General features: G+C 71.2%; 21 protein-coding genes and 1 pseudogene. 10 read left to right on the top strand and 12 right to left on the bottom strand.

Annotation, left to right across the window (positions count from 1 at the left end; all coding sequences use genetic code 11):
* Positions 1–36: 36 nt before the first annotated feature.
* A complete protein-coding gene (locus tag EDD92_RS36690; RefSeq protein ID WP_123968288.1) occupies positions 37–477 on the top strand; it encodes an SRPBCC family protein in 441 nt (146 codons plus the stop codon).
* Entirely contained in the window at positions 477–1,052 is a 576-nt protein-coding gene (locus EDD92_RS36685; protein ID WP_123968287.1) for a bifunctional 2-polyprenyl-6-hydroxyphenol methylase/3-demethylubiquinol 3-O-methyltransferase UbiG, read from the top strand. The genes EDD92_RS36690 and EDD92_RS36685 overlap by 1 nt, the downstream gene beginning before the upstream one ends.
* Positions 1,053–1,082: 30 nt before the next feature.
* Here EDD92_RS36685 and EDD92_RS36680 read toward each other — a convergent pair whose 3' ends face one another.
* The 5 genes from EDD92_RS36680 to EDD92_RS36660 form a co-directional block, all read right to left on the bottom strand.
* Positions 1,083–2,234, bottom strand: coding sequence for an XdhC/CoxI family protein (locus EDD92_RS36680; RefSeq protein WP_123968286.1), 1,152 nt, complete (start codon positions 2,232–2,234; stop codon positions 1,083–1,085).
* Between the two features lie 47 nt (positions 2,235–2,281).
* The gene (locus tag EDD92_RS36675; RefSeq protein WP_123968285.1) at positions 2,282–3,739 is read right to left on the bottom strand and encodes an NCS2 family permease; all 1,458 of its coding nucleotides are present in this window, start codon (positions 3,737–3,739) and stop codon (positions 2,282–2,284) included.
* 238 nt (positions 3,740–3,977) lie between these two features.
* A complete protein-coding gene (locus EDD92_RS36670) occupies positions 3,978–6,374 on the bottom strand; it encodes a xanthine dehydrogenase family protein molybdopterin-binding subunit (protein WP_123968284.1) in 2,397 nt (798 codons plus the stop codon).
* Between the two features lie 2 nt (positions 6,375–6,376).
* A complete protein-coding gene (locus tag EDD92_RS36665; RefSeq protein WP_123968283.1) occupies positions 6,377–6,961 on the bottom strand; it encodes a (2Fe-2S)-binding protein in 585 nt (194 codons plus the stop codon).
* The gene (locus EDD92_RS36660) at positions 6,961–7,851 is read right to left on the bottom strand and encodes a xanthine dehydrogenase family protein subunit M (protein WP_123968282.1); all 891 of its coding nucleotides are present in this window, start codon (positions 7,849–7,851) and stop codon (positions 6,961–6,963) included. Before EDD92_RS36660 ends, EDD92_RS36665 begins: the two co-directional genes overlap by 1 nt.
* A 344-nt stretch (positions 7,852–8,195) precedes the next feature.
* Between EDD92_RS36660 and EDD92_RS36650 the strand changes: the two genes are divergently transcribed.
* Positions 8,196–9,896 (top strand): PucR family transcriptional regulator ligand-binding domain-containing protein, encoded by a 1,701-nt coding sequence (locus EDD92_RS36650; protein WP_123968280.1) that lies wholly within the window; start codon positions 8,196–8,198, stop codon positions 9,894–9,896.
* Between the two features lie 191 nt (positions 9,897–10,087).
* Positions 10,088–10,870, top strand: coding sequence for a hypothetical protein (locus EDD92_RS36645; RefSeq protein ID WP_123968279.1), 783 nt, complete (start codon positions 10,088–10,090; stop codon positions 10,868–10,870).
* Between the two features lie 163 nt (positions 10,871–11,033).
* On the opposite strand, the gene EDD92_RS36640 is transcribed toward EDD92_RS36645, so the two are convergent.
* Complete coding sequence (locus EDD92_RS36640; protein WP_123968278.1) at positions 11,034–11,870, bottom strand: GntR family transcriptional regulator; 837 nt, start codon at positions 11,868–11,870, stop codon at positions 11,034–11,036.
* A 102-nt stretch (positions 11,871–11,972) separates the two neighbouring features.
* Between EDD92_RS36640 and EDD92_RS36635 the strand changes: the two are divergent.
* Both EDD92_RS36635 and EDD92_RS36630 read left to right on the top strand, forming a co-directional pair.
* A pseudogene (locus EDD92_RS36635) lies at positions 11,973–12,834 on the top strand (iron-sulfur protein).
* A gap of 302 nt (positions 12,835–13,136) precedes the next feature.
* Entirely contained in the window at positions 13,137–14,183 is a 1,047-nt protein-coding gene (locus tag EDD92_RS36630; protein ID WP_030940384.1) for a DUF2637 domain-containing protein, read from the top strand.
* 56 nt (positions 14,184–14,239) lie between these two features.
* Here EDD92_RS36630 and EDD92_RS36625 read toward each other — a convergent pair whose 3' ends face one another.
* Entirely contained in the window at positions 14,240–14,728 is a 489-nt protein-coding gene (locus tag EDD92_RS36625) for an ATP-binding protein (protein ID WP_037885358.1), read from the bottom strand.
* A 196-nt stretch (positions 14,729–14,924) separates the two neighbouring features.
* On the opposite strand from EDD92_RS36625, the gene EDD92_RS36620 reads away from it, so the two are divergent.
* On the top strand, positions 14,925–17,933 hold the full coding sequence (locus EDD92_RS36620; protein WP_123968277.1) for a glycoside hydrolase family 38 C-terminal domain-containing protein: 3,009 nt from the start codon (positions 14,925–14,927) through the stop codon (positions 17,931–17,933).
* Here EDD92_RS36620 and EDD92_RS36615 read toward each other — a convergent pair whose 3' ends face one another.
* Positions 17,934–18,401, bottom strand: coding sequence for a hypothetical protein (locus EDD92_RS36615; RefSeq protein WP_123968276.1), 468 nt, complete (start codon positions 18,399–18,401; stop codon positions 17,934–17,936). It lies immediately after the preceding gene.
* A 98-nt stretch (positions 18,402–18,499) separates the two neighbouring features.
* Positions 18,500–19,120 carry a hypothetical protein gene (locus EDD92_RS36610; protein WP_123968275.1) on the bottom strand — a complete coding sequence of 207 codons (621 nt, stop codon included), beginning with the start codon at positions 19,118–19,120 and terminating at the stop codon, positions 18,500–18,502.
* A 218-nt stretch (positions 19,121–19,338) separates the two neighbouring features.
* Between EDD92_RS36610 and EDD92_RS36605 the strand changes: the two genes are divergently transcribed.
* Positions 19,339–20,679, top strand: a complete 1,341-nt coding sequence (locus EDD92_RS36605; RefSeq protein WP_123968274.1) for a helix-turn-helix transcriptional regulator — start codon at positions 19,339–19,341, stop codon at positions 20,677–20,679.
* Here the strand turns inward: EDD92_RS36605 and EDD92_RS36600 are convergent.
* Together EDD92_RS36600 and EDD92_RS36595 are read right to left on the bottom strand one after the other, a co-directional pair.
* Entirely contained in the window at positions 20,676–22,418 is a 1,743-nt protein-coding gene (locus EDD92_RS36600; RefSeq protein ID WP_123968273.1) for a pyruvate dehydrogenase, read from the bottom strand. The two genes, EDD92_RS36605 and EDD92_RS36600, sit on opposite strands and share 4 nt — an antisense overlap.
* A gap of 64 nt (positions 22,419–22,482) precedes the next feature.
* Complete coding sequence (locus EDD92_RS36595; RefSeq protein ID WP_123968272.1) at positions 22,483–23,988, bottom strand: protein phosphatase 2C domain-containing protein; 1,506 nt, start codon at positions 23,986–23,988, stop codon at positions 22,483–22,485.
* A gap of 163 nt (positions 23,989–24,151) precedes the next feature.
* On the opposite strand from EDD92_RS36595, the gene EDD92_RS36585 reads away from it, so the two are divergent.
* The gene (locus EDD92_RS36585) at positions 24,152–24,634 is read left to right on the top strand and encodes a DUF456 domain-containing protein (RefSeq protein WP_123968270.1); all 483 of its coding nucleotides are present in this window, start codon (positions 24,152–24,154) and stop codon (positions 24,632–24,634) included.
* Between the two features lie 67 nt (positions 24,635–24,701).
* The gene (locus EDD92_RS36580; protein ID WP_123968269.1) at positions 24,702–25,079 is read left to right on the top strand and encodes a PPOX class F420-dependent oxidoreductase; all 378 of its coding nucleotides are present in this window, start codon (positions 24,702–24,704) and stop codon (positions 25,077–25,079) included.
* Positions 25,080–25,088: 9 nt separating this feature from the next.
* Here the strand turns inward: EDD92_RS36580 and EDD92_RS36575 are convergent, their stop codons facing one another.
* Positions 25,089–25,604, bottom strand: a complete 516-nt coding sequence (locus tag EDD92_RS36575) for a methylated-DNA--[protein]-cysteine S-methyltransferase (RefSeq protein ID WP_123968268.1) — start codon at positions 25,602–25,604, stop codon at positions 25,089–25,091.
* Between the last annotated feature and the right edge of the window lies 1 nt (position 25,605).

Raw genomic sequence — 25,605 nt, 5'->3', positions numbered from 1 at the left:
CCCTCTGAGCAGCCTTGATTCCTTACGATTCGTCACGTGGTCAACTTCCTCCTCGAACGCACGGCACCGCTCCCTCTCGACGAGGCGTGGCGCCGCCTGACCGAGTGGCCCCGGCACGGCGAAGTGGTCCCGCTGACCCGTGTCACGGTGGCCACTCCCCCGCCGACCCGCGAGGGCACGATCGTCGTGGCCCGTTCGGGACTCGGGCCGCTCGCCTTCGACGACCGGATGGAGATCACGGTGTGGCAGCCGCCGACGGACGACGCACCTGGTCTGTGCCGGCTGGAGAAGCGGGGGCGGGTCGTGACGGGCTGGGCGGAGATCGAGGTGCGACCGGGGCCCGGGGGCCGCAGCCGGGTGGTCTGGCGGGAGGAGCTCGGGGTCCGGCTGCTGCCGGGGTTCCTCGATCCGCTCCTCCTACGGGCGGCCCGGTACGTCTTCGGGCGAGCGGCGAACCGCCTCCTCAGGATGCCGTGATGCCCGCCGGCCGGGACCACTGGGAGGACCACTTCGCGGCGGGCAACGGCTTCCTCCGCGCCGACGCCCGCGAGATACGTCTGCTCGGCCAGGCGTTACGACCGCGCCGCGGAGCCCGGGCCCTGGACGTCGGCTGCGGCCTGGGCACGTACGCCGCCGCACTGACCGGCCTCGGCTACCGCACCATGGCTGTCGACTGGGCCGAGGCGGCGGTGGCGGCGACGCGGGACCGGTACGCGGACCTGGAGCCTTCGCTGGAGGTCGCCCGGCTGGACTTCGAGGACGCGACGGCGCGCCTGCCGCGTGCGGCCTTCGACCTGGTGACCATGCGGCTCGTCTTCGCGTTCATGGCGGACAAGGAGGCGGCCGCCGAGCGCGTGCGCGGACTGTTGGCGCCCGGCGGGGCGTGGGTGGTCACGACCTCGCTTGCTCAGCGGCTGCCCGCGGAACGTCGGCGCATCGGGCTCACGGCGGCCGAGGCCGGCGGGCTTCTGTGCGGCTGGAGCCGGGGACTCTGGTACGACCTGGAGCCGGACGGGCTGCGTGTCTTCGTGCTGCGGGCACAGGACGACTGAGCCGACGGCCGGCGGGCAGTGCAGCGGCTCTCAGGCCACCGACCCGATCCGCCCCGCCGGTGCGGACGCCGTGTCGCGATGGATCGGCGTGTGTGCCCCGGTGAGTGAAACGCCGCTGCCGCCACGTCGGTTGGCGACGATCTCGGAGGCGATCGACAGGGCCGTCTCCTCCGGGGTACGGGCACCGAGGTCCAGTCCGATCGGGGACCGCAGCCGTGCCAGCTCCAGTTCGGTGACGCCGACCTCGCGGAGGCGTTCGTTGCGGTCGAGGTGGGTGCGGCGGGAGCCCATTGCGCCGACGTAGGCCACCGGGAGGCGCAGGGCCAGCTGCAGCAGCGGTATGTCGAACTTGGCGTCGTGGGTGAGGACGCACAGGACGGTGCGGGCGTCCACGGACGTCTGCTCGAGGTACTTGTGCGGCCACTCGACGACGATCTCGTCCGCCTCCGGGAAGCGGGTCCTCGTCGCGAAGACGGGGCGCGCGTCGCACACCGTCACGTGGTAGTTCAGGAACTTGCCGATCCGCACCAGAGCGGACGCGAAGTCGATCGCACCGAACACGATCATCCGGGGCGGGGGGACGGAGGACTCCACCAGGACCATGAGCGGGGCTCCGCAGCGTGAGCCCTGCTCACCGATCTCCAGGGTGCCGGTCCGCCCGGCGTCCAGGAAGGCCGCCGTCTCCCCGACCACCGTGCGGTCGAGTTCCGGATGTGCGCCGAAGCCGCCCTCGTACGAGCCGTCGGGGCGCACCACGAGCGCCCGGCCCCGGAGTTCGGCCGGTCCCGACACGATCCGCGCCACCGCCGCCGCCTCCCCACGGGCGGCGGCGGCCAGCGCGGACGCGACCACCGGGCGGACGGGATCACCGGCCCGTACCGGCGTGACGAGGATGTCGATGATGCCGCCGCAGGTCAGGCCGACTGCGAAGGCGTCCTCGTCGCTGTACCCGAAGCGCTCCAGGACGGTTTCGCCGTCCTCCAGCGCCTGCCTGCACAGGTCGTAGACGGCGCCCTCCACACAGCCGCCGGAGACCGAGCCGATCGCCGTGCCGTCGGCGTCCACCGCGAGGGCGGCCCCCGGCTGGCGGGGTGCGCTGCCGCCGACGGCCACCACGGTGGCCACGGCGAAGTCACGTCCCTGCTCGACCCACCGGTTCAGCTCCTCGGCGATGTCCAGCATCTCTCGGTCTCCTAACGGGGTTGGTGTGGAGGGCCATTCAAGGACGTCTAGTGAACGCCCATCCAGCTCTCGATCGGGTTGAGGGCGAAGTAGACCAGGAAGATGACCGTCAGGCCCCACATGAAGGCCCCGATCTCCCGCGCCTTGCCCTGGGCGATCTTGATGGCGACGTAGGAGATGACTCCGGCCGCGACGCCCGCCGTGATGGAGTACGTGAACGGCATGATCACGACGGTCAGGAAGACCGGGATGGCGGTGGCGCGGTCGGCCCAGTCCACATGGCGGGCGTTCATCATCATCATGGCGCCGATGACCACGAGGGCCGCGGCCGCGACCTCGCCGGGGACGATCGCCGTCAGCGGGGTGAAGAACAGACAGGCCGCGAAGAACAGGCCGGTGACGACGGAGGAGAGACCGGTACGGGCCCCCTCGCCGACGCCCGTGGCGGACTCGACGAACACGGTCTGGCCGGAGGCGCCCGCGACGCCGCCGATCGCGCCGCCCGCGCCGTCGATGAAGAGCGCCTTGGACAGGCCCGGCATACGGCCCTGCTCGTCGGCCAGCTTGGCCTCGGTGCCGACGCCGATGATGGTGGCCATGGCGTCGAAGAAACCGGCGAGCACCAGCGTGAACACGATCATGCCGACTGTCATCGCGCCGACGCTGCCCCAGCCGCCGAACTCGACCTTCCCGAAGATCGAGAAGTCCGGCATGGACACCGCGCTGCCATGCAGTTCGGGAGCGCCGCTGGCCCACTGCTTCGGGTCGATGACGCCAAGTGCGTTGAGCAGTACGGCGATCACGGTGCCGCCGACGATGCCGATCAGGATGGCGCCGGGGACGGCGCGCGCCTGGAGCATGAAGATGACGAGGAGGGTGGCCGCGAAGAGCAGCACCGGCCAGCCGGCGAGTTCACCGGTCGGGCCGAGGGTGACCGGGGTCGCCTTGCCCTGGTGCACGAAGCCCGCCTTGACCAGGCCGATCAGGGCGACGAACAGGCCGATGCCCATGGTGATCGCGTGCTTGAGCGCGAGCGGGATCGCATTCATGATCATCTCGCGCAGGCCGGTGACGACCAGCAGCATGATGACGACGCCGTACATCACGCACATGCCCATGGCCTGCGGCCAGGTCATCTGGGGTGCCACCTGCGAGGAGAGCACACCGGAGACGGAGAGGCCGGCGGCGAGGGCGAGCGGCACCTTGCCGAAGAAGCCCATCAGCAGCGTGGTGAAGGCCGCCGCGAACGCGGTCGCGGTGATGAGGGCCTTCTGGCCGAGCGTGTCCCCCGCCGCGTCCTTGCCGGACAGGATCAGGGGGTTGAGCAGGAGGATGTACGCCATCGCCATGAAGGTGGTGATGCCGCCGCGCACCTCGCGCGCGACCGTGGATCCTCGCTTGGATATGTGAAAGTACCGGTCGAGCCAGGACCTGCCGGCCGGGATACGGGTTCCTTCACCCGCATCGTCGGCGGTGGTCGACGGCTCAAGTGACTGCTGGGTCATGTGGGCCTACTCCCAAGGTTCACAGGGGCACCCGCGGTTGTTCTCTGGGTTTGCGGGATTTGGGAAGGTGCTTCGGCCGCACGACCCGGGGGACGGCCCGAGACGAACGAACTCTCTGGTACTGACGGTGGTGCTGTGGTGCCGTGGTGCTTCAAGTGCCGCGAGCGGTGCGGTGCTTGAGTACTCCGGGCGGCGCGGCGAAGTGTGACGTTCCCGGCGCCGCCCGGAGAGACGGTGCCTACGCCGTTCCGGTGAGGTGCTCCGGACGTACCGGCGTGCGGTTGAGCTCCAGCCCGGTCGCGTTCCGGATCGCCGCGAGGACGGCCGGAGTGGACGACAGGGTGGGGGCCTCGCCGATGCCCCGCAGCCCGTACGGGGCGTGGTCGTCGGCGAGTTCGAGCACGTCGACCGGGATGATCGGCGTGTCGAGGATGGTCGGCAGCAGGTAGTCCGTGAAGGAGGGGTTCCTGACCTTCGCGGTCTTGGGGTCGACGATGATCTCCTCCATCACCGCGATGCCCATGCCCTGGAGGGTGCCACCCTGGATCTGGCCGAGGACGGACAGCGGGTTGAGTGCCTTGCCGACGTCCTGGGCGCAGGCCAGCTCGATGACCTTGACCAGACCGAGCTCGGTGTCGACCTCGACGACGGCGCGGTGCGCGGCGAAGGAGTACTGGACGTGCCCGTTGCCCTGGCCGGTGCGCAGGTCGAAGGCCTCGGTCGGGCGGTGCCGCCACTCGGCCTCGATCTCGACGGTCTCGCCCTCCAGCACGTCGGCCAGGTCGGCGAGGACCTCGCCGCCGTCGGTGACGACCTTGCCGCCCTCCAGCAGGAGTTCCGCGGTGGCCCAGGCCGGGTGGTACGAGCCGAACTTGCGGCGCCCGATCTCCAGGACCTTCTCGCGCACCAGCTCGCAGGAGTTCTTGACGGCGCCACCGGTGACGTACGTCTGCCGCGACGCGGACGTCGAACCGGCGCTGCCCACCTGTGTGTCCGCCGGCTGGATCGTCACCTGCGAGACGCCCAGCTCGGTGCGGGCGATCTGGGCGTGGACGGTGACACCGCCCTGGCCGACCTCCGCCATGGCCGTGTGGACGGTGGCGACCGGCTCGCCGCCGACTACCTCCATGCGGACCTTGGCGGTGGAGTAGTCGTCGAAGCCCTCGGAGAAACCGACGTTCTTGATGCCGACCGCGTAGCCGACACCGCGCACGACGCCTTCGCCGTGGGTGGTGTTGGACAGACCGCCGGGCAGTTGTCGTACGTCGGAGCCCTCGCTGGACTCCCACTGGCGCTCCGGCGGCATGGGCATCGCCTTGACGCGGCGCAGCAGTTCGGCGACCGGGGCCGGCGAGTCGACCGGCTGTCCGGTCGGCATGATCGTGCCCTGCTCCATCGCGTTGAGCTGGCGGAACGCGACCCTGTCCATGCCCACCTTGTCGGCGAGCTTGTCCATCTGCGCCTCGTAGGCGAAGCACGCCTGGACCGCGCCGAAGCCGCGCATGGCGCCGCAGGGCGGGTTGTTGGTGTAGAGGGCGATGGCCTCGATGTCGACGTCGTCGATGACGTACGGGCCGACGGAGAGCGAGGAGGCGTTGCCGACGACGGCCGGGGAGGCGGAGGCGTAGGCGCCGCCGTCCAGGACGATCCGGCACTTCATGTGGGTGAGCTTGCCGTCCTTGGTCGCCCCGTGCTCGTAGTAGAGCTTGGCGGGGTGGCGATGGACGTGCCCGAAGAAGGACTCGAAGCGGTTGTAGACGATCTTGACCGGCTTGCCGGTGCGCAGCGCGAGCAGGCAGGCGTGGATCTGCATCGACAGGTCCTCGCGGCCGCCGAAGGCGCCGCCGACGCCGGCGAGCGTCATCCGGACCTTGTCCTCGGGCAGGCCCAGGACCGGGGCGATCTGGCGCAGGTCGGAGTGGAGCCACTGGGTGGCGATGTAGAGGTCGACACCGCCGTCCTCCGAGGGGACCGCGAGACCGGACTCGGGGCCGAGGAAGGCCTGGTCCTGCATGCCGAAGGTGTACTCGCCCCTGACGATGAAGTCGGCCTTCTTGGCGGCCTCTTCGGCGTTGCCGCGCACGATCGGCTGGCGGTGGACGATGTTCGGGTGCGGGACGTGGCCGATGTGGTGGTCGTCGCGGTTCTCGTGGATGAGGATCGCGTCCGGCGCGGTCGCGGAGGCCTCGTCGGTGATGACCGGGAGTTCGCGGTAGTCGACCTTGATCTTGGCGGCGGCGCGGCGCGCGGTCTCCGGGTGGTCGGCGGCGACGATGGCGACCGGCTCGCCGTGGTGCCGCACCCTGCCGTGCGCGAGGACCGGGGTGTCCTGGATCTCCAGGCCGTAGTTCTTCACCTCGGTCGGCAGGTCGTCGTACGTCATGACGGCGTAGACGCCCGGCGTCTTCAGCGCCTCGCTGGTGTCGATCGAGACGATCTCGGCGTGCGCGACGGTGGAACGCAGGATCTGGCCCCAGAGCATGTCCTCGTGCCACATGTCGGACGAGTACGCGAACTCGCCGGTGACCTTGAGGGTGCCGTCCGGGCGGAGTGTGGACTCACCGATGCCGCCCTTGGTCTTCGAACCCTGGGTGACTTTGGTGGGAGTGCCGAGTGGAGCACCGTTGCTGGGCATCGTCAGACCGCCTCTCCCTGCCGGGCGGCCGCCAGGCGGACCGCGTCCATGATCTTCTCGTAGCCCGTGCAGCGGCACAGGTTGCCCGACAGTGCCTCGCGGATGTCCGTGTCGGTCGGGTTCGGGTTGCGCTCGAGCATCTCGTCGGCGGCGACCAGCAGACCCGGGGTGCAGAAGCCGCACTGGACGGCACCGGCGTCGATGAACGCCTGCTGGATCGGGGAGAGTTCGGTGCCCTCTCCGGTCTGCGAGTCCTGGCCCTTGGCGGCCCACTGCTGGGCGTCCTGGAGAGACGTACCGCAGGCACCGGTGGCGCAACCGCCGTGCTCGGCGCGCTGCTTGGCGTAGTCCGCCAGACCCTCGACGGTCACGACCTCACGGCCCTCGACCTGACCGGCGGCGACCAGGCAGGCACACACGGGCTCGCCGTCCAGGCGGACCGTGCAGGAACCGCACTCGCCCTGCTCGCAGGCGTTCTTGGAGCCGGGAAGCCCGAGGCGCTCCCTCAGCACGTACAGCAGGGACTCGCCCTCCCAGACGTCGTCGGCTTCCTGCGGACGTCCGTTGACGGTGAAGTTGACGCGCATTACGCAGCTCCCTCGGTGGTGCGGCGGGCGCCGCGGTACGACTCCCAGGTCCAGGTCAGCGTGCGGCGCGCCATGACGCCCACCGCGTGGCGGCGGTAGCTCGCCGTGCCCCGGACGTCGTCGATCGGGTTGCAGGCGCCGGAGCACAGCTCCGCGAACTGCTTGGCGACCGACGGGGTGATGATCTTTCCGTTGTCCCAGAAGCCGCCCTCTTCGAGCGCCGCGTTCAGGAACTCCTCCGCGGCCTTCGCCCGGACGGGCGTCGGGGCGGCCGAGCCGATGCCGGTGCGGACCGTGCGCGACGACGGGTGCAGGGCGAGGCCGAAGGCACACACGGCGATCACCATCGCGTTGCGCGTGCCGACCTTCGAGTACTGCTGCGGGCCGTCGGCCTTCTTGATGTGCACGGTCTTGATGAGCTCGTCGGCGGCGAGCGCGTTGCGCTTCACGCCGGTGTAGAACTCGTCGATCGGGATCAGCCGGGAGCCGCGCACCGACTCGACCTCGACCTCGGCGCCCGCCGCGAGCAGCGCGGGGTGGGCGTCGCCGGCCGGGGAGGCGGTGCCGAGGTTGCCGCCGACGCCGCCGCGGTTGCGGATCTGCGGGGAGGCGACCGTGTGCGAGGCGAGGGCGAGCCCCGGCAGCTCGGCGCGGAGGCTCTCCATGATCTTCGAGTACGGGACGGAGGCACCCAGCCGCACGGTGTCGTCGCCGACCTCCCACTCGTAGAGGTCGCCGATGCGGTTCAGGTCGAGCAGGTACTCGGGCCGGCGGTGGTCGAAGTTGATCTCGACCATCACATCGGTGCCGCCCGCAATGGGCACAGCGGTGGGGTGCTCAGCCTTGGCGGCGAGCGCCTCCTCCCAGCTGGCGGGGCGAAGGAAGTCCATGACCGGCTCTCTTCTTCGTCTCGTGAGTCGTACGTATCAAGCCAGATCTGGTGCGGCGGGCCCGGCTTGTTCATGTGCTGTTTACGCGGATTGGAGCCAGTACACAGCGCCGTGCTCCACCCAGGTCAGTCACGGAAACCATGAAGGAGTTGGCTGGCCAGGCCGGGCATCTTGTAGATTCGTATGAACGGAGGTCATCAGTAACCTCTTCGTTTTCCTGTAGAAACGCAGGAAACAGCCTGGCAATCAAAGGATGCGCCGTGCGCACCGGTCGCCGGGCTCCTCCCACCGACCATCCTCACCACTCATCGTAGATTTCGAGACAAAGAACGGCGGCGACGAGAATGCGGCTGCGCGCACTGCTGGACACCGACGCGCTGGGCCTGCGGCTGCTCGGCGGCGAGGACGAGCTGGACCGCACCGTGCGCGGTGTGATGACCACCGACCTCAGGGATCCCAGCCGCTACCTCTCGGGCGGGGAGCTGGTCCTCACGGGCTTGGCCTGGCGCCGCGACGCCGACGACTCCGAGGCGTTCGTACGGATCCTGGCGCAGGCCGGGGTGGTCGCGCTGGCCGCCGGTGAGGCGGAGCTCGGGGACATCCCGGACGACCTGGTCGTGGCCTGCGCCCGGCACCGCCTGCCGCTGTTCGCGGTGCACGAGTCGGTGGCGTTCGCGACGATCACCGAGCACGTCGTGCGGCAGGTGTCCGGGGAGCGCGCCGGGGACCTCGCTGCCGTCGTCGACCGGCACCGGCGGATGATGACCTCCGGCCCGGCGGGCGGCGGCCCGGACGTGGTCCTCGACCTGCTCGGCTCCGACCTGGACCTGCGGGCCTGGGTGCTGTCCCCCACCGGACGGCTGATCGCCGGCCCGAAGGTCGCCGGCCCCGGGCTGCCCGCCGACACCTGCGCCGAGCTGGCCGCCGAGCACCTCGCCGCCGCCCGCACGGGCCGCCGCGGACCCCACCGGGTGACGCTCGGCCCGGCCACCTACAGCCTCTTCCCGATCCGCAGCTCGGGGCACCGCCCGGTGTCGGCCGGGGCAGGGCGCTCCCCGCAGGCCTTCCGGGACGTGCGCGAGACGGTCCTGTCGGACTGGCTGCTGGCCGTCGAGGCGGACGCCGGGGACTGGCCCGCGGAGCGCCTGGACCTGCTCCAGGGCGTCACCCAGCTGATCTCGGTCGAGCGGGACCGCCGGGACGCGGCGCGCACGGTGCGCAGGCGGCTGGCGCAGGAGGTCCTGGAGCTGGTGCAGACGGGTGCCGCGCCCGCCGAGATCGCCGCCCGGCTGCGGGTGGCCGCGCCGGTGCTGCTGCCCGGCCTGGGGGCCGCCCCGCACTGGCAGGTGGTCGTGGCCCGGGTCGAGTGGGACGGGGGCGAGATCGAGGCGGGGCCGGTCGCCCAGTCGCTCCTGGAGGAGATCCTCGTCGACCCGCTCGCCACAGGCCCCGAGCCCTCCGACCGCATCGCCGTGGCCCACACCGGCGACGAGGCGATCGCCCTCGTACCGCTGCCGGCCGTCTCCACCGAGCACGACGGCTCGGAGTCCGGCATCCTCGCGGATGCGCTGCTTGAGTCCGTACGGGACCCGCTGTCGGCGGGTCTGGACGGCGACGGGCAGGTCACGCTGGGCGTCAGCGCGGCCGTGCACTCGGCGGAGGGGCTGCGCGGGGCGCTGGAGGAGGCGCGGCACGCACGGCGGGTGGCGGCGGCGCGGCCCGGGCGGGTGTGCGCGGCGGGCCACCAGGAACTGGCCTCGCACGTCCTGCTGCTGCCGTTCGTCCCGGACGACGTGCGGCGGGCGTTCACCGCGCGGCTGCTGGACCCGCTGCGGGACTACGACCGCCGGCACCGCGCCGAGCTGATCCCCACCCTGGAGGCGTTCCTCGACTGCGACGGCTCCTGGACGCGCTGCGCGACCCGGCTGCACCTGCACGTCAACACGCTGCGCTACCGGGTCGGGCGGATCGAGCAGTTGACGAGCCGTGACCTGTCCCGGCTGGAGGACAAGCTGGATTTCTTCCTGGCGTTGCGCATGAGCTGAGGTCACCCGGGCATGCCGCGGATGGGGGTCCCCCCGGCTCGAGCGCAGCCGAGAGTTGGGGGAGGCACCAAGTGCCGTCGCTGTCCCACGACTTTGTGAAATCCTTCACCCACCCCCTTGGCCGGGCGCTGCGATTCGTGCTGAGATGCCGCCACCACTCATAGCTCGATGGCGTGCTCGGGGAGGGCAACGTGGCGCATACCGCCATGTCTGGTAACGGAACGACCGCAGGTGACGATCCCCTCCAGACCGCGGTATGGCGGCTGCGCTCACGCGCCTGCTGGGCCGACGCGGCAGCCCTGCTCCAGACCCGCACCGCGGACGCCGCGCTGCAGCGGGCCGCGCTGCTGGTCGAGCGGTGTCTGTACACCGAGCAGGGCTGGGAGGAGGCCGAGGACGCGCTGCGTACGGCCGAGGCGCTGGCCCACACCGATGACGAGCGGGGCGCGGCCGCTTGTGAACGCGGGTACTTGGCGTACGCCGCGACGCTGCTGGGGGTGCGGGACCGGGCCGACGAGGCGCGCGCCGCGCTCGGGCGGACGGCGGCGCTGATCCCTCCGGGGGCGGCTGGACGGGCGTTGCTGGACTTCCGGCGCGGGCTGGTGGCGCAGAACCTCGCCGACGCGCCCCAGGCGGCACGTGCCGCGTTCCGCCGCGCCCATGCGGGTGCGACCGCGCACGGCGATCTGCTGCTGCTCTCGTTCACCTGGCGGCATCTGGCGGGACTCTCGCTGCGGGAGGGGGAGTTGGCGGAGGCGCGGCACGGGTTCGCCGAGTCTCTGCGGATCCGTGAGGAGCTGGGGTATCTCGTCGGTACGGCGCCGGCGCTGGTGTCCCTCGCGGATGCGGAGGCGGAGCCTGAGGCTTCGCGTCTGCGGGAGGAGGCCCGGCGGCTGTTCCAGTTGCTCGGGGGTGTGCCTACGTGGTTGGCGCGGCAGTTGGCGCCGCCTGCGGCCGGGGCGGCGACGGCCTAGCCGACGGCGCCCGCGGCGGAGCCGCCAGGGGGCTCCGCCCCCTGGACCCCGCTATCGGCCTGAACGGCCTCGTCCTCGAACGCCGGACGGGCTGAGAGATGCGGCCGGCGCTGAGAGAAAGCCACCCAGGCCATCCAGGCCGCTCAGACCGCTCAGACCGCCCTCAGGACGTACCCGCGAAGTGCCCGCCCACCAGTGACCGCACCACGTCCAGGTCCCGGGCGATCAGTGCGTCCAGCAAGGTCGTGTGTTCGGTTGCGTCTGTCAGGAGGTCGGTGCGGGCCCGGGAGGACGGGGCGCCGACCAGGGGCCACTGGGCCCGGCGGTGGAGGTCGTCGGCGATCTGGACCAGTTGTTGGTTGCCGGAGAGGGCGAACAGGGCGCGGTGGAAGGTGCGGTCGGACTCGGCGTAGGTCGCGCGGCAGCCGGAGGACGCGGCGCGGAGGGTCGCCTCGGCGAGGGGGCGCAGTGCGGTCCAGCGTTCGGCGGGCACCGTGCGAGCCAGGCGCAGCATCACGGGGATCTCGATCAGTGCGCGGACCTCGGCCAGCTCGGCCAGTTCGCGGGCCCCGCGCTCGACCACCCGAAAGCCCCGGTTGGGCACGACCTCGACGGCGCCTTCGAGGGCAAGTTGCTGCATGGCCTCCCGCACCGGCGTCGCGGAGACCCCGAACCGCTCCCCCAGCGCGGGCGCCGAGTACACCTCGCCGGGCGTCAGTTCGCCCGCGACCAGCGCGGTGCGGAGCGCATCGAGGATCTGCCCGCGCACGGACGCCCGCTGGACCAGGCGGGGCCGGGGCATCGGCGGCTCACTGTGCGTGTGCTCGCCACGGGTGGCCCCCGCGGCGACGCCCCGCTCCCGGTCCACGTCCTGGGCCCTGGGCTGCGGCGGAACCCGGGGCACCCCGCCGGGCCGGGCCTCCGGAACCCCCGTCCCCGCGGAGCCGTGGATGCTCTGCTGCACGGGTCCTCCTCCGGACGTGTCGGTACTTGGGGTCATTACGGCGGGTTGTTACTCGTCCGTCAAGCACCTTAGGCGCAGTTGTCATCAGTTCAAATCCCATTCAGCTTGAGTAAGGGTAGGCTTGCCTTCTTATTCGTCATGCATCCGACGTGGATCGGTGGTCCTCGCACACCTGCGCGCCACGCGGCGCTCAGCGGCCCCTACGACCGTCTGAACAGGGCCTTTCCCGGGCCGGCCGCCATGGAGGTGGGCGTCGACGAGGCGTCCCGATGGGTGGTGGATGGGCCTCCGCCGGCTCGCTCACGGAGGGTGGGGTCGGTCTCGACACATTTCTGGCGCGGGACGACGCACAGGTGCTGCGCGACTACGGAGTGCGCGCCCGGCCGGACGTCGTCGCGAGCTTCGGGCTGCATCGGCATGCGTGGCCCGCCTGTCTGCTGATCACCGTGCCGTGCTTCCTGCACCGCCGGGTGCCCCGTCTGCCCGTAGGCCACGTCTCGTACGACCGGACCGTCCCCGGCCTCCCGATCGGCCGCATGGCCATGCAGCCCGCAGGCTTCGCCTGCCTGCCGGGCGATCCGGCCGCGGCACTGCCCGGCGCACGCGTCGCCGACGGCGAGGAGGCACGGCGAGGGGGGGGAGGTGCGGGCCGCAGTGGCCGAGCGTGTGGGGCGATGAGGGCCCCCTCCGCTCGAGCGAAGCCGAGAGTGGAAAAGACCGACGAGGTCATGGAGGGGCTCTGGTACGTCGCCCAGCTGCTCGACGAGGGGCCGCGGGCCTGCGCGAACTGGAGGCGCTGCCGCCGGGGACCACCAAGCCGTACGCCGGGTCTGCGGCCTTCCGGGGACTGAACGGCCCGGACGGGGCGCCGCTGCCCACCCGGGACCGGGTGAGCTGCTGCATGTTCTGCACGGTCCGCACCGAGGACACCTATGCCGCCTGCCCGCGCGCCTGTGACGCGGACCGGGTCGGCAACCCGTCGGCCGCCGCCGCAAGTTGAGGCACCCTCAGGCGCACCGGCCCTGGACCGTCCCGTAAGATCGGCGGGAACAAGGCGCCCGCCCGGTTACAGGCAATTCACAACTTCCTCACTTGCCGCAGGAACTTTCCGTGGAACCATCCGTACGGGTAGTCTTATTCGAACTCAACTCCCGCCCCTCAAGCGGCAGTTCGAGCAGAACGTCGCCCTGGGCATCCCCTTGCACTTCCTTGGCGGCCTCTTGCCCCGAAACCCCCTGAGGGCCGGTGGGATTGGGCCACTATGGCGGGCGTTACGCCCTATCCCAATGCAAGGGACCCCAGATGAGACTGACCGACATATCGCTGGACTGGCTGCTTCCGGGCGCCGTACTGCTCCTGGGCATGCTGGCGGCGGTGGCGGTGCTCGCGCGCAGCAAGCGGTCCGGGGAGCACGCGAAGACGGACGATTCGTGGGAGCGCAGCGAGGAGCGCCGCCGGCGCAAGGAGGCCATATATGGCACCGCCTCCTATGTCCTGCTGTTCTGCTGTGCGGCAGTGGCTGCCGCCCTCTCCTTCCACGGTCTGGTCGGCTTCGGCCAGCAGAACCTCGGCCTGACCAACGGCTGGGAATACCTGGTGCCGTTCGGCCTGGACGGTGCGGCCATGTTCTGTTCCGTGCTCGCGGTGCGCGAGGCCAGCCACGGTGACGCGGCCCTCGGCTCCCGGATACTTGTGTGGACGTTCGCGGGCGCCGCGGCCTGGTTCAACTGGGTGCACGCGCCCAGGGGCATCGGTCACGACGGTGCGCCCCAGTTCTTCTCCGGCATGTCCCTGTCTGCGGCCGTCCTCTTCGACCGCGCACTCAAGCAGACCCGCCGGGCCGCGCTGCGCGAGCAGGGTCTGGTGCCGCGTCCGCTGCCGCAGATCCGTATCGTCCGCTGGCTGCGGGCCCCTCGCGAGACCTACAAGGCCTGGTCGCTGATGCTGCTGGAGAACGTGCGCAGCCTGGACGAGGCAGTCGAAGAGGTGCGCGAGGACCAGCGGCAGAAGGAGACGAACCGGCTGCGCCGCCGCGAGGCGGACCGCCTGGAACGCGCCCAGCTCAAGGCCATCAGCCGGGGCCACCGCGGGTTCATCGGCCGCGGCGGCGGGGGACGTCAGGTGGAGCCCCAGGCCCTGGAGCGAGCCTCCGCTTCGGTCTCCGCGGAGCCTGCCATATCGAGCGCGGAACCGCTGCCCGTGCGCTCACGCCCGTCCCTGCAGCCCGTCCGCAAGGCCGGTTCTGAACCGGTGACCGTCGACCTCACCGCGGAGGACGACACCATGGCCCTGCCGCGCCTCGACTCCCTGGAGCGCAAGCTCAAGGACCTCGAGCAGCAGTTCGGCTAGAACGGCCGTACATGGGAAGGGGGGCGCGGCCTGTGGGCCGCGCCCCCCTTCCCGTGCTACGCCGGTCCGGCGTCGAGTTCGAACCACACCACCTTTCCCACCCCGTGCGCCCGTACCCCCCACGCGTCCGCGAGGGACTGCACCAGGACCAGGCCTCTGCCGTGCGTGCCGTCGTCGGCGTTCGGTACGCGCAGTCTGGGCCTGCGGCCCACGAAGTCCCTCACCTCCACCCGCAGTCCGCGGGGTCCGACGGTGGCGGTCAGCACCGCGTCGTGGTCGGTGTGGATGAGTGCGTTGGTGACGAGTTCGCTGGTGAGCAGCTCCGCGATCTCCGAGCGGCCGGGCCTGCCCCACTGCCGTAGCAGCTCGCGCAGCGCCCGCCGTGCCTCGGGCACCGCCTTCAGGTCCGCCCGGCCCAGTCTCTGCCGCAGCTTCCGTATCTGGGACGGCTGCGCCTGGTCCGCGTCGCCGTCGGTCTTTTCCTCCGTCTTCGCCGAGAAGGCCCCGATCGCTATGGGACCGCCCCCTCGTGCCTGCCTCTTCATGACCCCCGCCCGCGTGCCGATGTCGGTCCCCTCCTTGTCGAACACGTTCACGGGATCCATGCCCCTCTGGGCACGCGGCACTCATGTCGAATCCTCGGGCGGCCTGGTGTTCGGCCACGGGTGCAGCTGTTCCGGCCGGGTAGAGGGACCCTTTGGAGAGAGGTGACAGTGCCGTCCGAGCGCCCAGGGAGCCGCCGTGCACGACGACCGAACGCTGGTGGAGGCGCGCCTGGAGCGCGCCATGGGACAGTTCGTGCGGCCCGCGCAGTACGCGCAGCGCGTGCCGCTGGTGCTGTCCGTGTGGCATGTGCCCGGCGAGCCGGTGCCGGTGGACCGGGCGCTGCAGGCCGACTACGAGACCTTCACAACCGGAACGGCCTGGGGAAAGCCCTGGTCGACGAGTTGGTTCCGGTTGACGGGGCGGGTCCCCGAGGAGTGGGCCGGGCGCCGGGTCGAGGCGGTGATCGACCCCGGGTTCACGGGCGACGGGCCCGGTTTCCAGGCCGAGGGACTGCTCTACGACGCCGCGGGCGTCCCCCTGAAGGGCATTCACCCGCGCAACCGTCACCTCCCCGTCGGTTCCCCCGCGAGCGGAGGCGAACCGGTGCATCTGCTTCTGGAGGCGGCCGCCAATCCGGCCGTGCTGCACGGCTTCGAACCTACGCACCTGGGGGACGTCCTGACCGCCGGGGATCGGCCCGTCTACCGATTCCGCTCTGCCGACCTCGCCGTACTCGACGAAGCCGTGTGGCAGTTGGTGCTGGACGTCGAGGTGCTTTCGGAACTGATGCACGAGCTGCCCATGGACCGGCCCCTGCGGCACGAGATCCTGCGCGCCCTCGAGGACATGCTCGACGCCCTCGACCTGCACGACGTCTCCGGTACGGCGGGCGCAGCCAGGGCCGCGCTGGCCGACGTACTGTCCCGACCGGCCTCGGCGAGCGCGCACCGGATCTCCGCGACCGGGCACGCGCACATCGACTCGGCCTGGCTGTGGCCACTGCGCGAGACGGTCCGCAAGGCCTCGCGCACCTTCGCCAACGTCACCGCGCTCGCCGCCGACTACCCCGAGCTGGTCTTCTCCTGCTCACAGGCCCAGCAGTACGCCTGGGTGAAGGAGCACCAGCCGCACATCTGGGAGCGCATCAAGAAGGCGGTGGCGGACGGCAACTGGGCGCCCGTCGGCTCGATGTGGGTCGAGTCCGACGCCAACATGCCCGGTGGTGAGGCGCTGGCCCGGCAGATCGTGCACGGAAAGCGGTTCTTCGCCGAGGAACTCGGGGTGGACACGGAGGAGATCTGGCTGCCGGACTCCTTCGGCTACACCGCCGCCTTCCCGCAGCTGGCGAAACTGGCCGGAATCCGATGGTTCCTCACGCAGAAACTCAGCTGGAACCAGTCGAACAAGATGCCCCACCACACCTTCTGGTGGGAGGGCATCGACGGCACCCGCGTCTTCACGCACTTCCCGCCCGTCGACACCTACAACTCGCAGTTTCACGGCCGCGAACTCGCCCGCGCGGAACGCAACTTCGCCGAGAAGGGACGGGCCACCCGGTCGCTGGTGCCGTTCGGGTGGGGCGACGGGGGCGGCGGCCCGACCCGCGAAATGCTCGAGAAGGCCCGGCGGCTGCGCTCTCTGGAGGGCTCACCGCGGGTCGAGATCGAGAAGCCGTCCACGTTCTTCGCAGCCGCCGAGCAGGAGTACGGGCCCGAGGCCCCGGTGTGGTCGGGCGAGCTCTATCTGGAGCTGCACAGGGCCACCTACACCACCCAGGCGAAGACCAAGCAGGGCAACCGGCGCTCTGAACACGCCCTGCGCGAGGCCGAGTTGTGGTGCGCCACCGCGGCCGTACGCAATCCGTCGTACACCTACCCGTACGACGCCCTGGACCGGCTGTGGAAGACGGTGCTGCTGCACCAGTTCCACGACATCCTGCCCGGGTCGTCGATCGCCTGGGTGCACCGGGAGGCACGGGACACGTACGCGCGGGTGCTGGCCGAGCTGGAGATGATCACGGCAGGGGCGGTGGCGGCGCTGGGAACGGGCGGACCGGCGGTGTTCAACGCCTCGCCGTACCGGCGGACGGAGGTCGTGGAGGAAGGGCTGGTGACGGTGCCGGGGCTGGGCAGCGCACCGGTGGCGGACGGCGCGGACCAGACCGTACGCGCCGAACGGGACGGCGGCACCCATGTGCTGGAGAACTCCCGACTGCGGGTGGTCGTGGACGCGAACGGCCTGCTCACCTCCGTACGCGACCTGGCCGCCGACCGCGAGGTGCTGTCCGGTCCCGGCAATCTCCTCCAGCTGCACCCCGACCATCCCAACGCCTGGGACGCCTGGGACATCGACCGGCACTACCGGCGCCGGCACACGGACCTGACGGACGCCGAGTCGGTGGAGCTCGTGGAGCATGGGCCGCTGACGGCGGCGGTGCGGGTGACGCGGACCTTCGGGAAGTCGCGGATCACCCAGGAGATCCGGCTCGCGGCCGGTGCCCGGCGCCTCGACATCGTCACGGACGTCGACTGGCAGGAGTCCGAGAAGGTGCTGAAGGCCGCCTTCCCGCTCGACGTGCACGCCGAACGCTCCACGGCGGAGATCCAGTTCGGGCACCTCCACCGGCCGACGCACACCAACACGTCCTGGGACGCGGCCCGCTTCGAGATCTGCGCGCACCGCTGGCTCAGGGTCGCGGAGGAGGGCTACGGCGTGGCGGTCCTCAACGACTCGACGTACGGCCACGACGTGACCCGTACCCCGCACGCGGTCGGCCTCGGCACGACCGTACGCCTGACGCTGCTGCGTGCCCCGCACAGCCCGGACCCCGAGACGGATCTGGGCCCGCACCGGTTCACGTACGCGCTGCTGCCGGGCGGGGACGTCGGGCACGCGGTCGCGGAGGGGCTCGCGCTGAACCTGCCAGTGCGGGTGGCGCAGGCGCCGGTCGTGGAGCCGCTGGTCCGCGTCGACCACCCCGCCGTGACCGTGGAGTCGGTGAAGCTCGCGGAGGACCGCAGCGGGGATGTGGTGGTACGGCTGTACGAGTCCCGGGGCGGGCGGGCGCGGGCCACGCTGGCGCCCGGGTTCCCGGTGGGCCGGGCCGAGTTGACGGACCTGCTGGAACGGCCGCAGCACGAAAGCGACTTGCGCTTCGAGCTACGGCCGTTCCAGATCCTCACGGTGCGGCTGCGACCGGCGTGACTACTTGGCTGCCGCGCCCTTCTCGCCGATGTGGAAGATCTTGCGGCTGTCGCGCGTCATGTCGACGACCAGCTTGGTGGTGGTGTTCCGGCTCCAGGTGAGGGTGACGACAGCCTCCGTGCGGTTCGCGGTGCTGCCGTTGTCGGTGACCTTCCAGGCGAGCGGGACGTTCTGGGCACGCAGGACACCGTCGGCGTGCTCCCTGTCCTCCCAGGCCGCCAGTTCCTTCTGGAAGGCAGGGGTGAGGTAGTGGGCGCGCAGCGCCTCGCCGAGGTTGCCGCTGTCCTCGTCGGTCACCGCGTCGATGTAGGCGCCGTAGAAGTCGGCGATACGGGTGATGTTGTCGGACGGCTTGCCGCTGACGCTGTGCGCGGCGCCGGCGCCGGCGGAGGCCTGGGCGGTGGCGCCGAGGCCGAGGGCGACGGCGAGGACGCCGGCGGTCAGGGCGGTGCGGGTCTTGCTGTTCATGTGGGTTCCCCGTTTTCCGAAGTGTGTGGTGGTGGCTGTGCGGGTCGGTGGGCCGCCCTCCCGACCCCCGTGGCGAGAGGGCGGCCCGGGTCGTGCAGTCAGTGGAGCTTGTTCACGGCCGTGGTGGCCGTCTTCTTGAAGGCCTTCACCGGCGCGTCCTGGAAGCCGCCCATCTGCCCCCAGTCGACGACCGTCACGGTGCTGCCGTCCCGTCCGACCGCGAGGAGGCGGATGTCGCTCGCGCCCCAGGAGGTCTCGGTGTGCAGGCCGTAGACATGGGCGCCCTCCTCAACGGGAAGCGTGCCGTAGTCCTTGAACGTGACCTGAAGGTCCGGGTCGGCCTTCTCGGTCCGTGCCGCGCAGGACTTGATGTCCTGGTTCAGCCGCGAGAACCGGTCCTTCGCCACGTCGGCGCTCGACGACTCGACGCTGACCTGACGGGCGCTCGTGTCGAGGTCGGTCCGGAAGTCCCGGTACCAGGAGTCCCGGTCGTCGTCGAGCACCATGCCGAGGCAGCGGTCCACTTCCACCGCCTCCGGCAGGCCGGCGGTGACCTTGCCGGCCGTCCAGGACGAGGAGGGGTGCGGCGGGAGGTCCTTGGCCGCGAGGAAGCCGGGTGCCTTCGTGGCGGCGTTCGCCGGTGCGGCGAGCGCGGTGCCGAGGGCGAGGCCTGCGGCGGTCAGTGCGATGAGCGCGCCTGCTCTGGTGCGCTTGGGCATGGATGTCCCCCGTGAATGAGTGCATGGGTGTCGGATGTCGCCCGACGACGAATGGTCGGTCCGCCCCTGGTCGGTGCGACACCAAGAGCATCGGTGGTCGCAATGGGCGGACGCAACGGCCGGCGCCCCATCCGCGACGGTGGAACCATCCCAGCCCTTCTGACGTGCAGATACATTGAGTGCCTGGGATACGGGATGCGTTGGACGACGGGGGAACAATGGAGACTCGGGATGACGTCGAGGCGTTCGCGGCGCTGTTACGGCAGCTGAAGGACCGCACGGACCGGAGCTACGGCTCCCTGGCCCGGCGCGTCAACATGAACACCTCCACGCTCCACCGTTACTGCGCGGGCGAAGCCGTACCGCAGGACTTCGCACCGCTGGAACGACTCGCGGCGTTCTGCCGGGCGACGCCGGAGGAACGCCTCGAACTGCACCGGCTGTGGCTGCTCGCGGTGGCGGCGCGGCAGCGGGGGCGTACGGGGACTGCGGCGGACGAGGAGCCGGTGGCCCAGGCGCCCGCCTCCGAAGAGGCAGTTGCCCAGGCGCCCGCTGCCGAGGACGACACCGTGCCGGAGACCGTCGAGAACCCCGAGCCCGCCGCCGCCCCGGCTCCCCGCCCCTGGTACCGCCGCCGACGGATCCTCGCGTCGACCGCCGTCGCCTGCGCGCTGCTCGCCACTCTGAGCAGCCTGTCCGCCCTGTCGGCCGACCGCGGCTCCTCGGACACGGCCGCGTCCCCTTCCGGACGGCCCGGCACGACGGCCCCGGCGGCACCGCACCGCTCGTCGAAGCCGTCCGCGAGCTCCTCCCCCTCCCCCGGCCGGACGTCGCCCTCACCGCACTCCCAGGACAAGGGCAAGGGCCCGGGCTCGACCGCCCCGACCAAGGGCACCGGCACCGGCACCGGACAGACCACTGTCGGCGTGCCCCTGACCTGGAGCGCCAACTCCCAGATCTGGGAGGGCGGCTGCGGCCACAACTACGTCATCGACAAGCCGCCCACGCAGGTCCCCCCGCCACCGTTGCCGCAGGACGCCGGCCCCTGGGCGGCGACGCAGGGCGCGGTGCACGGGCGGCAGACGATGGTGCAGATCTCCGTGCAAGGACGGTCGTCCACGGCCGTGGTCCTGGAGGCGCTCCGGGTCCGGATCGCCGGCCGCACCACGCCGGCCCCCGGAAACGCCTACTCCACGGAACAGGGCTGCGGCGGCGGACTCACTCCCCGCTACTTCGATGTGAACCTCGACATCGACCGCCCCATCGCCCACTCGGTCGCCGGCAACGACAATGACAACGGCGGGACCGTCCCCGCCGTGCAGTTCCCCTACCGTGTCTCCGCCCAGGACCCGGAGGTCCTGCTCGTCACCGCCACGACGGAGACGTACGACTGCAACTGGTACCTGGAACTCGACTGGTCCTCGCAGGGACGCACCGGCACGATACGCATCGACGACCACGGCCGCCCGTTCCGCACCAGCAGCATCAAGGGCCTGCCTCACTACGGGTACGGCACGAACGGCCACGGAGTACGTCAGTGGGTCCCGTACGGAAGCTAGGGCCGCGGCACGTTCCGCAGGTTGGAGCGGGCCATCTGCAGCATCCGGCCGACCCCGCCGTCCAGCACGATCTTCGAGGCGGACAGGGCGAACCCGGTCACCATCTCGGCGCTGATCTTCGGCGGGATGGACAGGGCGTTGGGGTCGGTGACGATGTCGACGAGGGCCGGACCCTTGTGCTTGAAGGCCTCCTTGAGGGCGCCGGCGAGGTCCTTGGGCTTCTCGACGCGGACGCCGTGGGCGCCGCAGGCACGGGCGACGGCCGCGAAGTCGGGGTTCTTGTTCGCGGTGCCGTACGAGGGAAGCCCCGCGACCAGCATCTCCAACTCGACCATTCCCAGCGAGGAGTTGTTGAAGAGGACGACCTTCACCGGGAGGTCGTGCTGCACCAGGGTCAGGAAGTCGCCCATCAGCATGGAGAACCCGCCGTCGCCCGACATCGACACGACCTGCCTCTTCCGGTCGGTGAACTGGGCCCCGATCGCCATCGGCAGCGCGTTCGCCATCGAGCCGTGGGAGAAGGAACCGATGACGCGGCGGCGGCCGTTGGGTGAGATGTAGCGGGCGGCCCAGACGTTGCACATGCCGGTGTCGACCGTGAAGACCGTGTCGTCGTCGGCGAGTTCGTCGAGTACGGACGCCACGTACTCGGGGTGGATGGGCACGTGCTTCTCCACCTTGCGCGTATAGGCCTTCACCACTCCCTCCAGCGCGTCCGCGTGCTTCTTGAGCATCCGGTCGAGGAAGCGCCGGTTCTCCTTCGCCGTGACCCGCGGGATCAGACAGCGCAGCGTCTCCCGTACGTCGCCCCACACGGCCAGGTCGAGCTTGGAGCGGCGGCCCAAGTGCTCGGGCCTGACGTCGATCTGAGCGATCTTGACGTCGTCGGGGAGGAACGCGTTGTACGGGAAGTCGGTGCCGAGCAGGATCAGCAGGTCGCACTCGTGGGTGGCCTCGTAGGCGGCGCCGTAGCCGAGCAGCCCGCTCATTCCGACGTCGTACGGGTTGTCGTACTGGATCCACTCCTTGCCCCGCAGCGCATGTCCGACCGGTGACTTGATCTTCCCGGCGAACTCCATGACCTCGGCGTGCGCGCCCGCCGTGCCGCTGCCGCAGAACAGCGTGACCCTCTCCGCCTGGTCGATCATCTCGACGAGACGGTCGATCTCTGCGTCGCCGGGGCGGACGGTGGGCCGCGAGGTGACGAGGGCGGTCTCCGCGGCCCGTTCGGGGGCGGGCTGGTCGGCGATGTCGCCGGGCAGGGACACGACACTGACGCCGCTGCGGCCGACGGCGTTCTGGATGGCCGTCTGCAGCAGCCGCGGCATCTGCTTGGGGCTGGAGATGAGTTCGCTGTAGTGGCTGCACTCGCGGAACAGCTGATCGGGGTGGGTCTCCTGGAAGTACCCCAGACCGATCTCGCTGGAGGGGATGTGCGAGGCGAGGGCGAGGACCGGGGCCATCGAACGGTGGGCGTCGTACAGGCCGTTGATGAGGTGGAGGTTGCCGGGGCCGCAGGAACCGGCGCACGCGGTCAGCTTCCCGGTGATCTGCGCCTCCGCGCCGGCCGCGAAGGCGGCGGTCTCCTCGTGCCGGACGTGCACCCAGTCGATGGCGGCGTTGCGGCGCACCGCGTCCACGACCGGATTGAGGCTGTCGCCCACGACGCCGTAGAGACGCTTCACTCCGGCGCGGACGAGGATGTCGACGAACTGTTCGGCGACGTTCTGCTTGGCCATGGCGCACTCATGCCCTTCGGTCTCCGCGGATCCCTCTGGGTCCATGAATTCATACGCCGGGCGGTCACGCCTCCCAAACGGCGGCAGCCGTACGGTCGTCCGCGTACCCCTTGACCCTGACCTGGGTGTCGGCGAGGAACGCGGCGAGGCCGGGCGGGGTGGGCCCGGACCACCGGGTCGTCAGATACCGGCACAGATCGGGTTCGCCGCGCAACGGCTCCGCGAGACCGTCCGAGCACATCAGGAGCGTGTCCCCCGGGTGGGCGACGGAGGCACGGAACCGGAAGGGTTCGCGAGGCGGCTCGGGAGCGGGCTCGTACGGGCTCGGCGGGGTCGGAATCCCGAGGTCCATGGTGAGCCGGTCGCCCTCGGGCGTCTCGGCGGGCAGCGAGCCGAAGCCGACGACGGGTTCGCCGGTGACATCGCTGACCCTCGGCTCGATGTCCTGCCAGTCGCCGTCCCGGAGGCGGAACAGGCCGCCTCCGCCCACGCCGAAGAAGACGCGCGTACGGCAATCGGGGTCCGCGGGCAGGAGCAGGCAGCGCAGGGTGGCCGCGTACTCCTCGGGCTCGATGCCCTGCTCGGCGGCGCTGGCGCGGAGTTTGCCGAGGCTGCGGTCGGTGAGGCGGTGCAGGCCCGATTTGAGGTCGCCGCGCCGGGCCGCCCTTATGTCCTCCGCGAGCCGGGCGTGACTGCGGCCGACGGCCCGGCCGATCCAGTGGCAGGCCTCGGCGGCCGCCCGGTGCGCCCCGGGTGTGGCGCGGGCGCCCGTGGCCATCGCCACCAGGACCAGTGCGTGTTCTCCGGTGCCGAAGCGGGCGGTGAGGAGCGAGTCCCGGCGCGGCTCGCCCCGGTAGCGGGCGGAGTCCCCGCGGACGGAGACGGCACGGAGGGTGCAGGCGCCGTAGCGGGCGCCGTCCAGCACGGTGTCCGCGACCAGGTCGTCGAGGTCGTCGGGGTCGGCGGGCGGGAGCGCGGTGGGTTCGGCGTCGTAGGTGGGCGGGCCGGAGCCGACGTAGTCGACGGCGGCCGGGGGGAGGGTGGGCAGGTCGAGGTGGGTGGCGGTACGGGCGGGTGCGGCGTCCGCCGCGGGGGCCGGCGTCGGTGAGGAGGCGGCCTGCTGCGGGACGGGCTTCCCGGCGGCGGCACGATGACGCGCGGTGTGCGGGAGCGTACCGTCAGCGACCTGCGGCGAAGGGGTGTCTGCGGCATGGGGCGCGCGGTGCTCCGCGGCCGGCGAGCCGTCCCGGGCGGGGTCCACGTCCGCCCCGCCGCCGGGGCTGGTCGCCTCGGGGGGCATGCGCGATGCGGGCACCGTCGTGACGGGCGTTTCCGTGGAGATACGACCGCCGGGCGGGTCCGGGGGGTCCCGCTCCACCCGCGGCTGGGCGAACCCCTCGTCCGCGGCCTCCGCCCCGGCCTCGGCACCCACGGCCCCGGCGACCGAGGCGAACCGGTCGTCCACGGTGTCGGGTGCGGGTGCGGGGCCCGTGTCCTCGGTGGAGTCGTCGTACAGCTGCCCCCACCAGTCGTCCTCATGACCGGTGGGACTTCCCCCCTGCTGGCTCATGCCCCTAATTGTCCACCGCATGGGCGGTATGAAAACGGGGCATCAGGAAAATCCGGCACAGCACCCCAGGTCGCGCGCGCATCGGGGAGTGAGTCATCGAACGGGTGCCCAGGGCCCGGAAGGCTGACCTGCGTCTCCTCCTTCCCTCCGGCACTCTGGTGAGATGGGAGTGTGGGACCTCCTGCTGGTCGGACTGGTCCTCCTGCTCGGCCTGTGCGGAGTGCTGGTGCCCGGGGTGCCGGGATCGTGGCTCGTGTGGTCCGCGGTCCTGTGGTGGGCGCTGAAGGCCACACAGCCGGTGTCCTGGTGGATCCTGGTGGGCACGACCCTCGCGATGTTCCTCTCCCAGGTCGTGCGCTGGGCCCTGCCGCCCAGACGGCTGCGCGAGAGCGGTGCCACCCCCCGGATGGGGGTGTACGCAGGGGCGGGCGCATTCCTGGGCTTCGTCCTCGTACCCGTGCTCGGCGCGATCCCCGGCTTCATGGGCGGCATCTACCTCTGCGAACGCCTCCGCCTCGGCCGGCACGGCGAGGCGATGGCGGCGCTGCGCACCGCGATGCGCTCGGGCGGCTCCAGCGTGCTGGCGGAGCTGTTCACGTGCCTGCTGATCACGGGTGCATGGCTCGGCGCGGTGATCTGGGGCTGACCTAGGGCCGCAGGACTACGCCGAGGATCCGATGTGTGGAACGGGGTGGGCGTGTTTCGCTGCTCCCATGACCGAATTCAGCGAGGCGGAACGCGCGTACCTGAAGTCGCAGCGCCTGGGGCGGCTGGCCACCGTCGACCCGCACGGGCAGCCGCAGGCCAACCCGGTCGGCTTCTTCCCCCAGGACGACGGCACCATCCTGATCGGCGGCTACGCCATGGGCCGCACCAAGAAGTGGCGCAACCTCCAGCAGAACCCGAAGGTCGCCCTGGTCGTCGACGACATCGTGAGCCTGCGCCCGTGGAAGGTACGAGGCGTCGACATCCGAGGCGAGGCCGAACTCCTCACCGGCCCCCACGAGTTGGGCCCGCACTTCAGCGAGGAACTGATCCGCATCCACCCGCGACGGATCCACAGCTGGGGCCTGGAGGACCAGAGGACTTGAGCTTGAGGACTAGAGGGCTTGAGCTGGAGGGGCCGACGGGGGCCGGAGGACACCTTCCAGCGTCAGCAGCTGCACCTTCCGTTCGAGGCCGCCCGCGTACCCGGTCAGCGAACCGTCCGCTCCGATCACGCGATGGCACGGCCGGACGATCAGCAGCGGGTTGGCGCCGATCGCGCCGCCCACGGCCCGTACGGCGGCCCGTGAGGCGCCGATCCGCGTGGCGATCTCCCCGTAGGTGGTGGTCGCCCCGTAGGGAACGCTGTCGAGAGCGGCCCACACCCGCTCCCTGAACTCGCTCCCGGCCGTGCTGAACTCCAGCCGGAATTCCTTCAGTTCACCGGCGAAGTAGGCCGCCAACTGCTCTTCGGCCGCACGAAAGGGTGCGGGCTCGTGCCGCCAACCAGCCTGTAGCACAAGCCCGTTCTTCTGTCCGGGCACGGACACCGAGGTCAGAGCACCGGCCGGGTCGGCGGTGAGGAGAAGGGGCCCGACAGGACTGTCGAAGCGGCTCCAGAGAACACTCATC

Origin of the sequence: Streptomyces sp. TLI_185 (assembly GCF_003814765.1) — a bacterium.
Taxonomy (GTDB): Bacteria; Actinomycetota; Actinomycetes; order Streptomycetales; family Streptomycetaceae; genus Streptomyces.
The sequence above is the reverse complement of the archived record's forward strand: the minus strand, read 5'-3'. Positions and strand labels throughout refer to the sequence as shown.

Bases quoted from the DNA above. Each gene is read 5' to 3' on its own strand.
- EDD92_RS36685 (WP_123968287.1), top strand. From the start codon at position 477: ATGCCCGCCGGCCGGGACCACTGGGAGGACCACTTCGCGGCGGGCAAC.
- EDD92_RS36680 (WP_123968286.1), bottom strand. From the start codon at position 2,234: ATGCTGGACATCGCCGAGGAGCTGAACCGGTGGGTCGAGCAGGGACGT.
- EDD92_RS36675 (WP_123968285.1), bottom strand. From the start codon at position 3,739: ATGACCCAGCAGTCACTTGAGCCGTCGACCACCGCCGACGATGCGGGT.
- EDD92_RS36670 (WP_123968284.1), bottom strand. From the start codon at position 6,374: ATGCCCAGCAACGGTGCTCCACTCGGCACTCCCACCAAAGTCACCCAG.
- EDD92_RS36665 (WP_123968283.1), bottom strand. From the start codon at position 6,961: ATGCGCGTCAACTTCACCGTCAACGGACGTCCGCAGGAAGCCGACGAC.
- EDD92_RS36660 (WP_123968282.1), bottom strand. From the start codon at position 7,851: ATGGACTTCCTTCGCCCCGCCAGCTGGGAGGAGGCGCTCGCCGCCAAG.
- EDD92_RS36650 (WP_123968280.1), top strand. From the start codon at position 8,196: ATGCGGCTGCGCGCACTGCTGGACACCGACGCGCTGGGCCTGCGGCTG.
- EDD92_RS36640 (WP_123968278.1), bottom strand. From the start codon at position 11,870: ATGACCCCAAGTACCGACACGTCCGGAGGAGGACCCGTGCAGCAGAGC.
- EDD92_RS36630 (WP_030940384.1), top strand. From the start codon at position 13,137: ATGAGACTGACCGACATATCGCTGGACTGGCTGCTTCCGGGCGCCGTA.
- EDD92_RS36625 (WP_037885358.1), bottom strand. From the start codon at position 14,728: ATGAAGAGGCAGGCACGAGGGGGCGGTCCCATAGCGATCGGGGCCTTC.
- EDD92_RS36615 (WP_123968276.1), bottom strand. From the start codon at position 18,401: ATGAACAGCAAGACCCGCACCGCCCTGACCGCCGGCGTCCTCGCCGTC.
- EDD92_RS36610 (WP_123968275.1), bottom strand. From the start codon at position 19,120: ATGCCCAAGCGCACCAGAGCAGGCGCGCTCATCGCACTGACCGCCGCA.
- EDD92_RS36605 (WP_123968274.1), top strand. From the start codon at position 19,339: ATGGAGACTCGGGATGACGTCGAGGCGTTCGCGGCGCTGTTACGGCAG.
- EDD92_RS36600 (WP_123968273.1), bottom strand. From the start codon at position 22,418: ATGGCCAAGCAGAACGTCGCCGAACAGTTCGTCGACATCCTCGTCCGC.
- EDD92_RS36595 (WP_123968272.1), bottom strand. From the start codon at position 23,988: ATGAGCCAGCAGGGGGGAAGTCCCACCGGTCATGAGGACGACTGGTGG.
- EDD92_RS36585 (WP_123968270.1), top strand. From the start codon at position 24,152: ATGGGAGTGTGGGACCTCCTGCTGGTCGGACTGGTCCTCCTGCTCGGC.
- EDD92_RS36580 (WP_123968269.1), top strand. From the start codon at position 24,702: ATGACCGAATTCAGCGAGGCGGAACGCGCGTACCTGAAGTCGCAGCGC.
- EDD92_RS36575 (WP_123968268.1), bottom strand. From the start codon at position 25,604: ATGAGTGTTCTCTGGAGCCGCTTCGACAGTCCTGTCGGGCCCCTTCTC.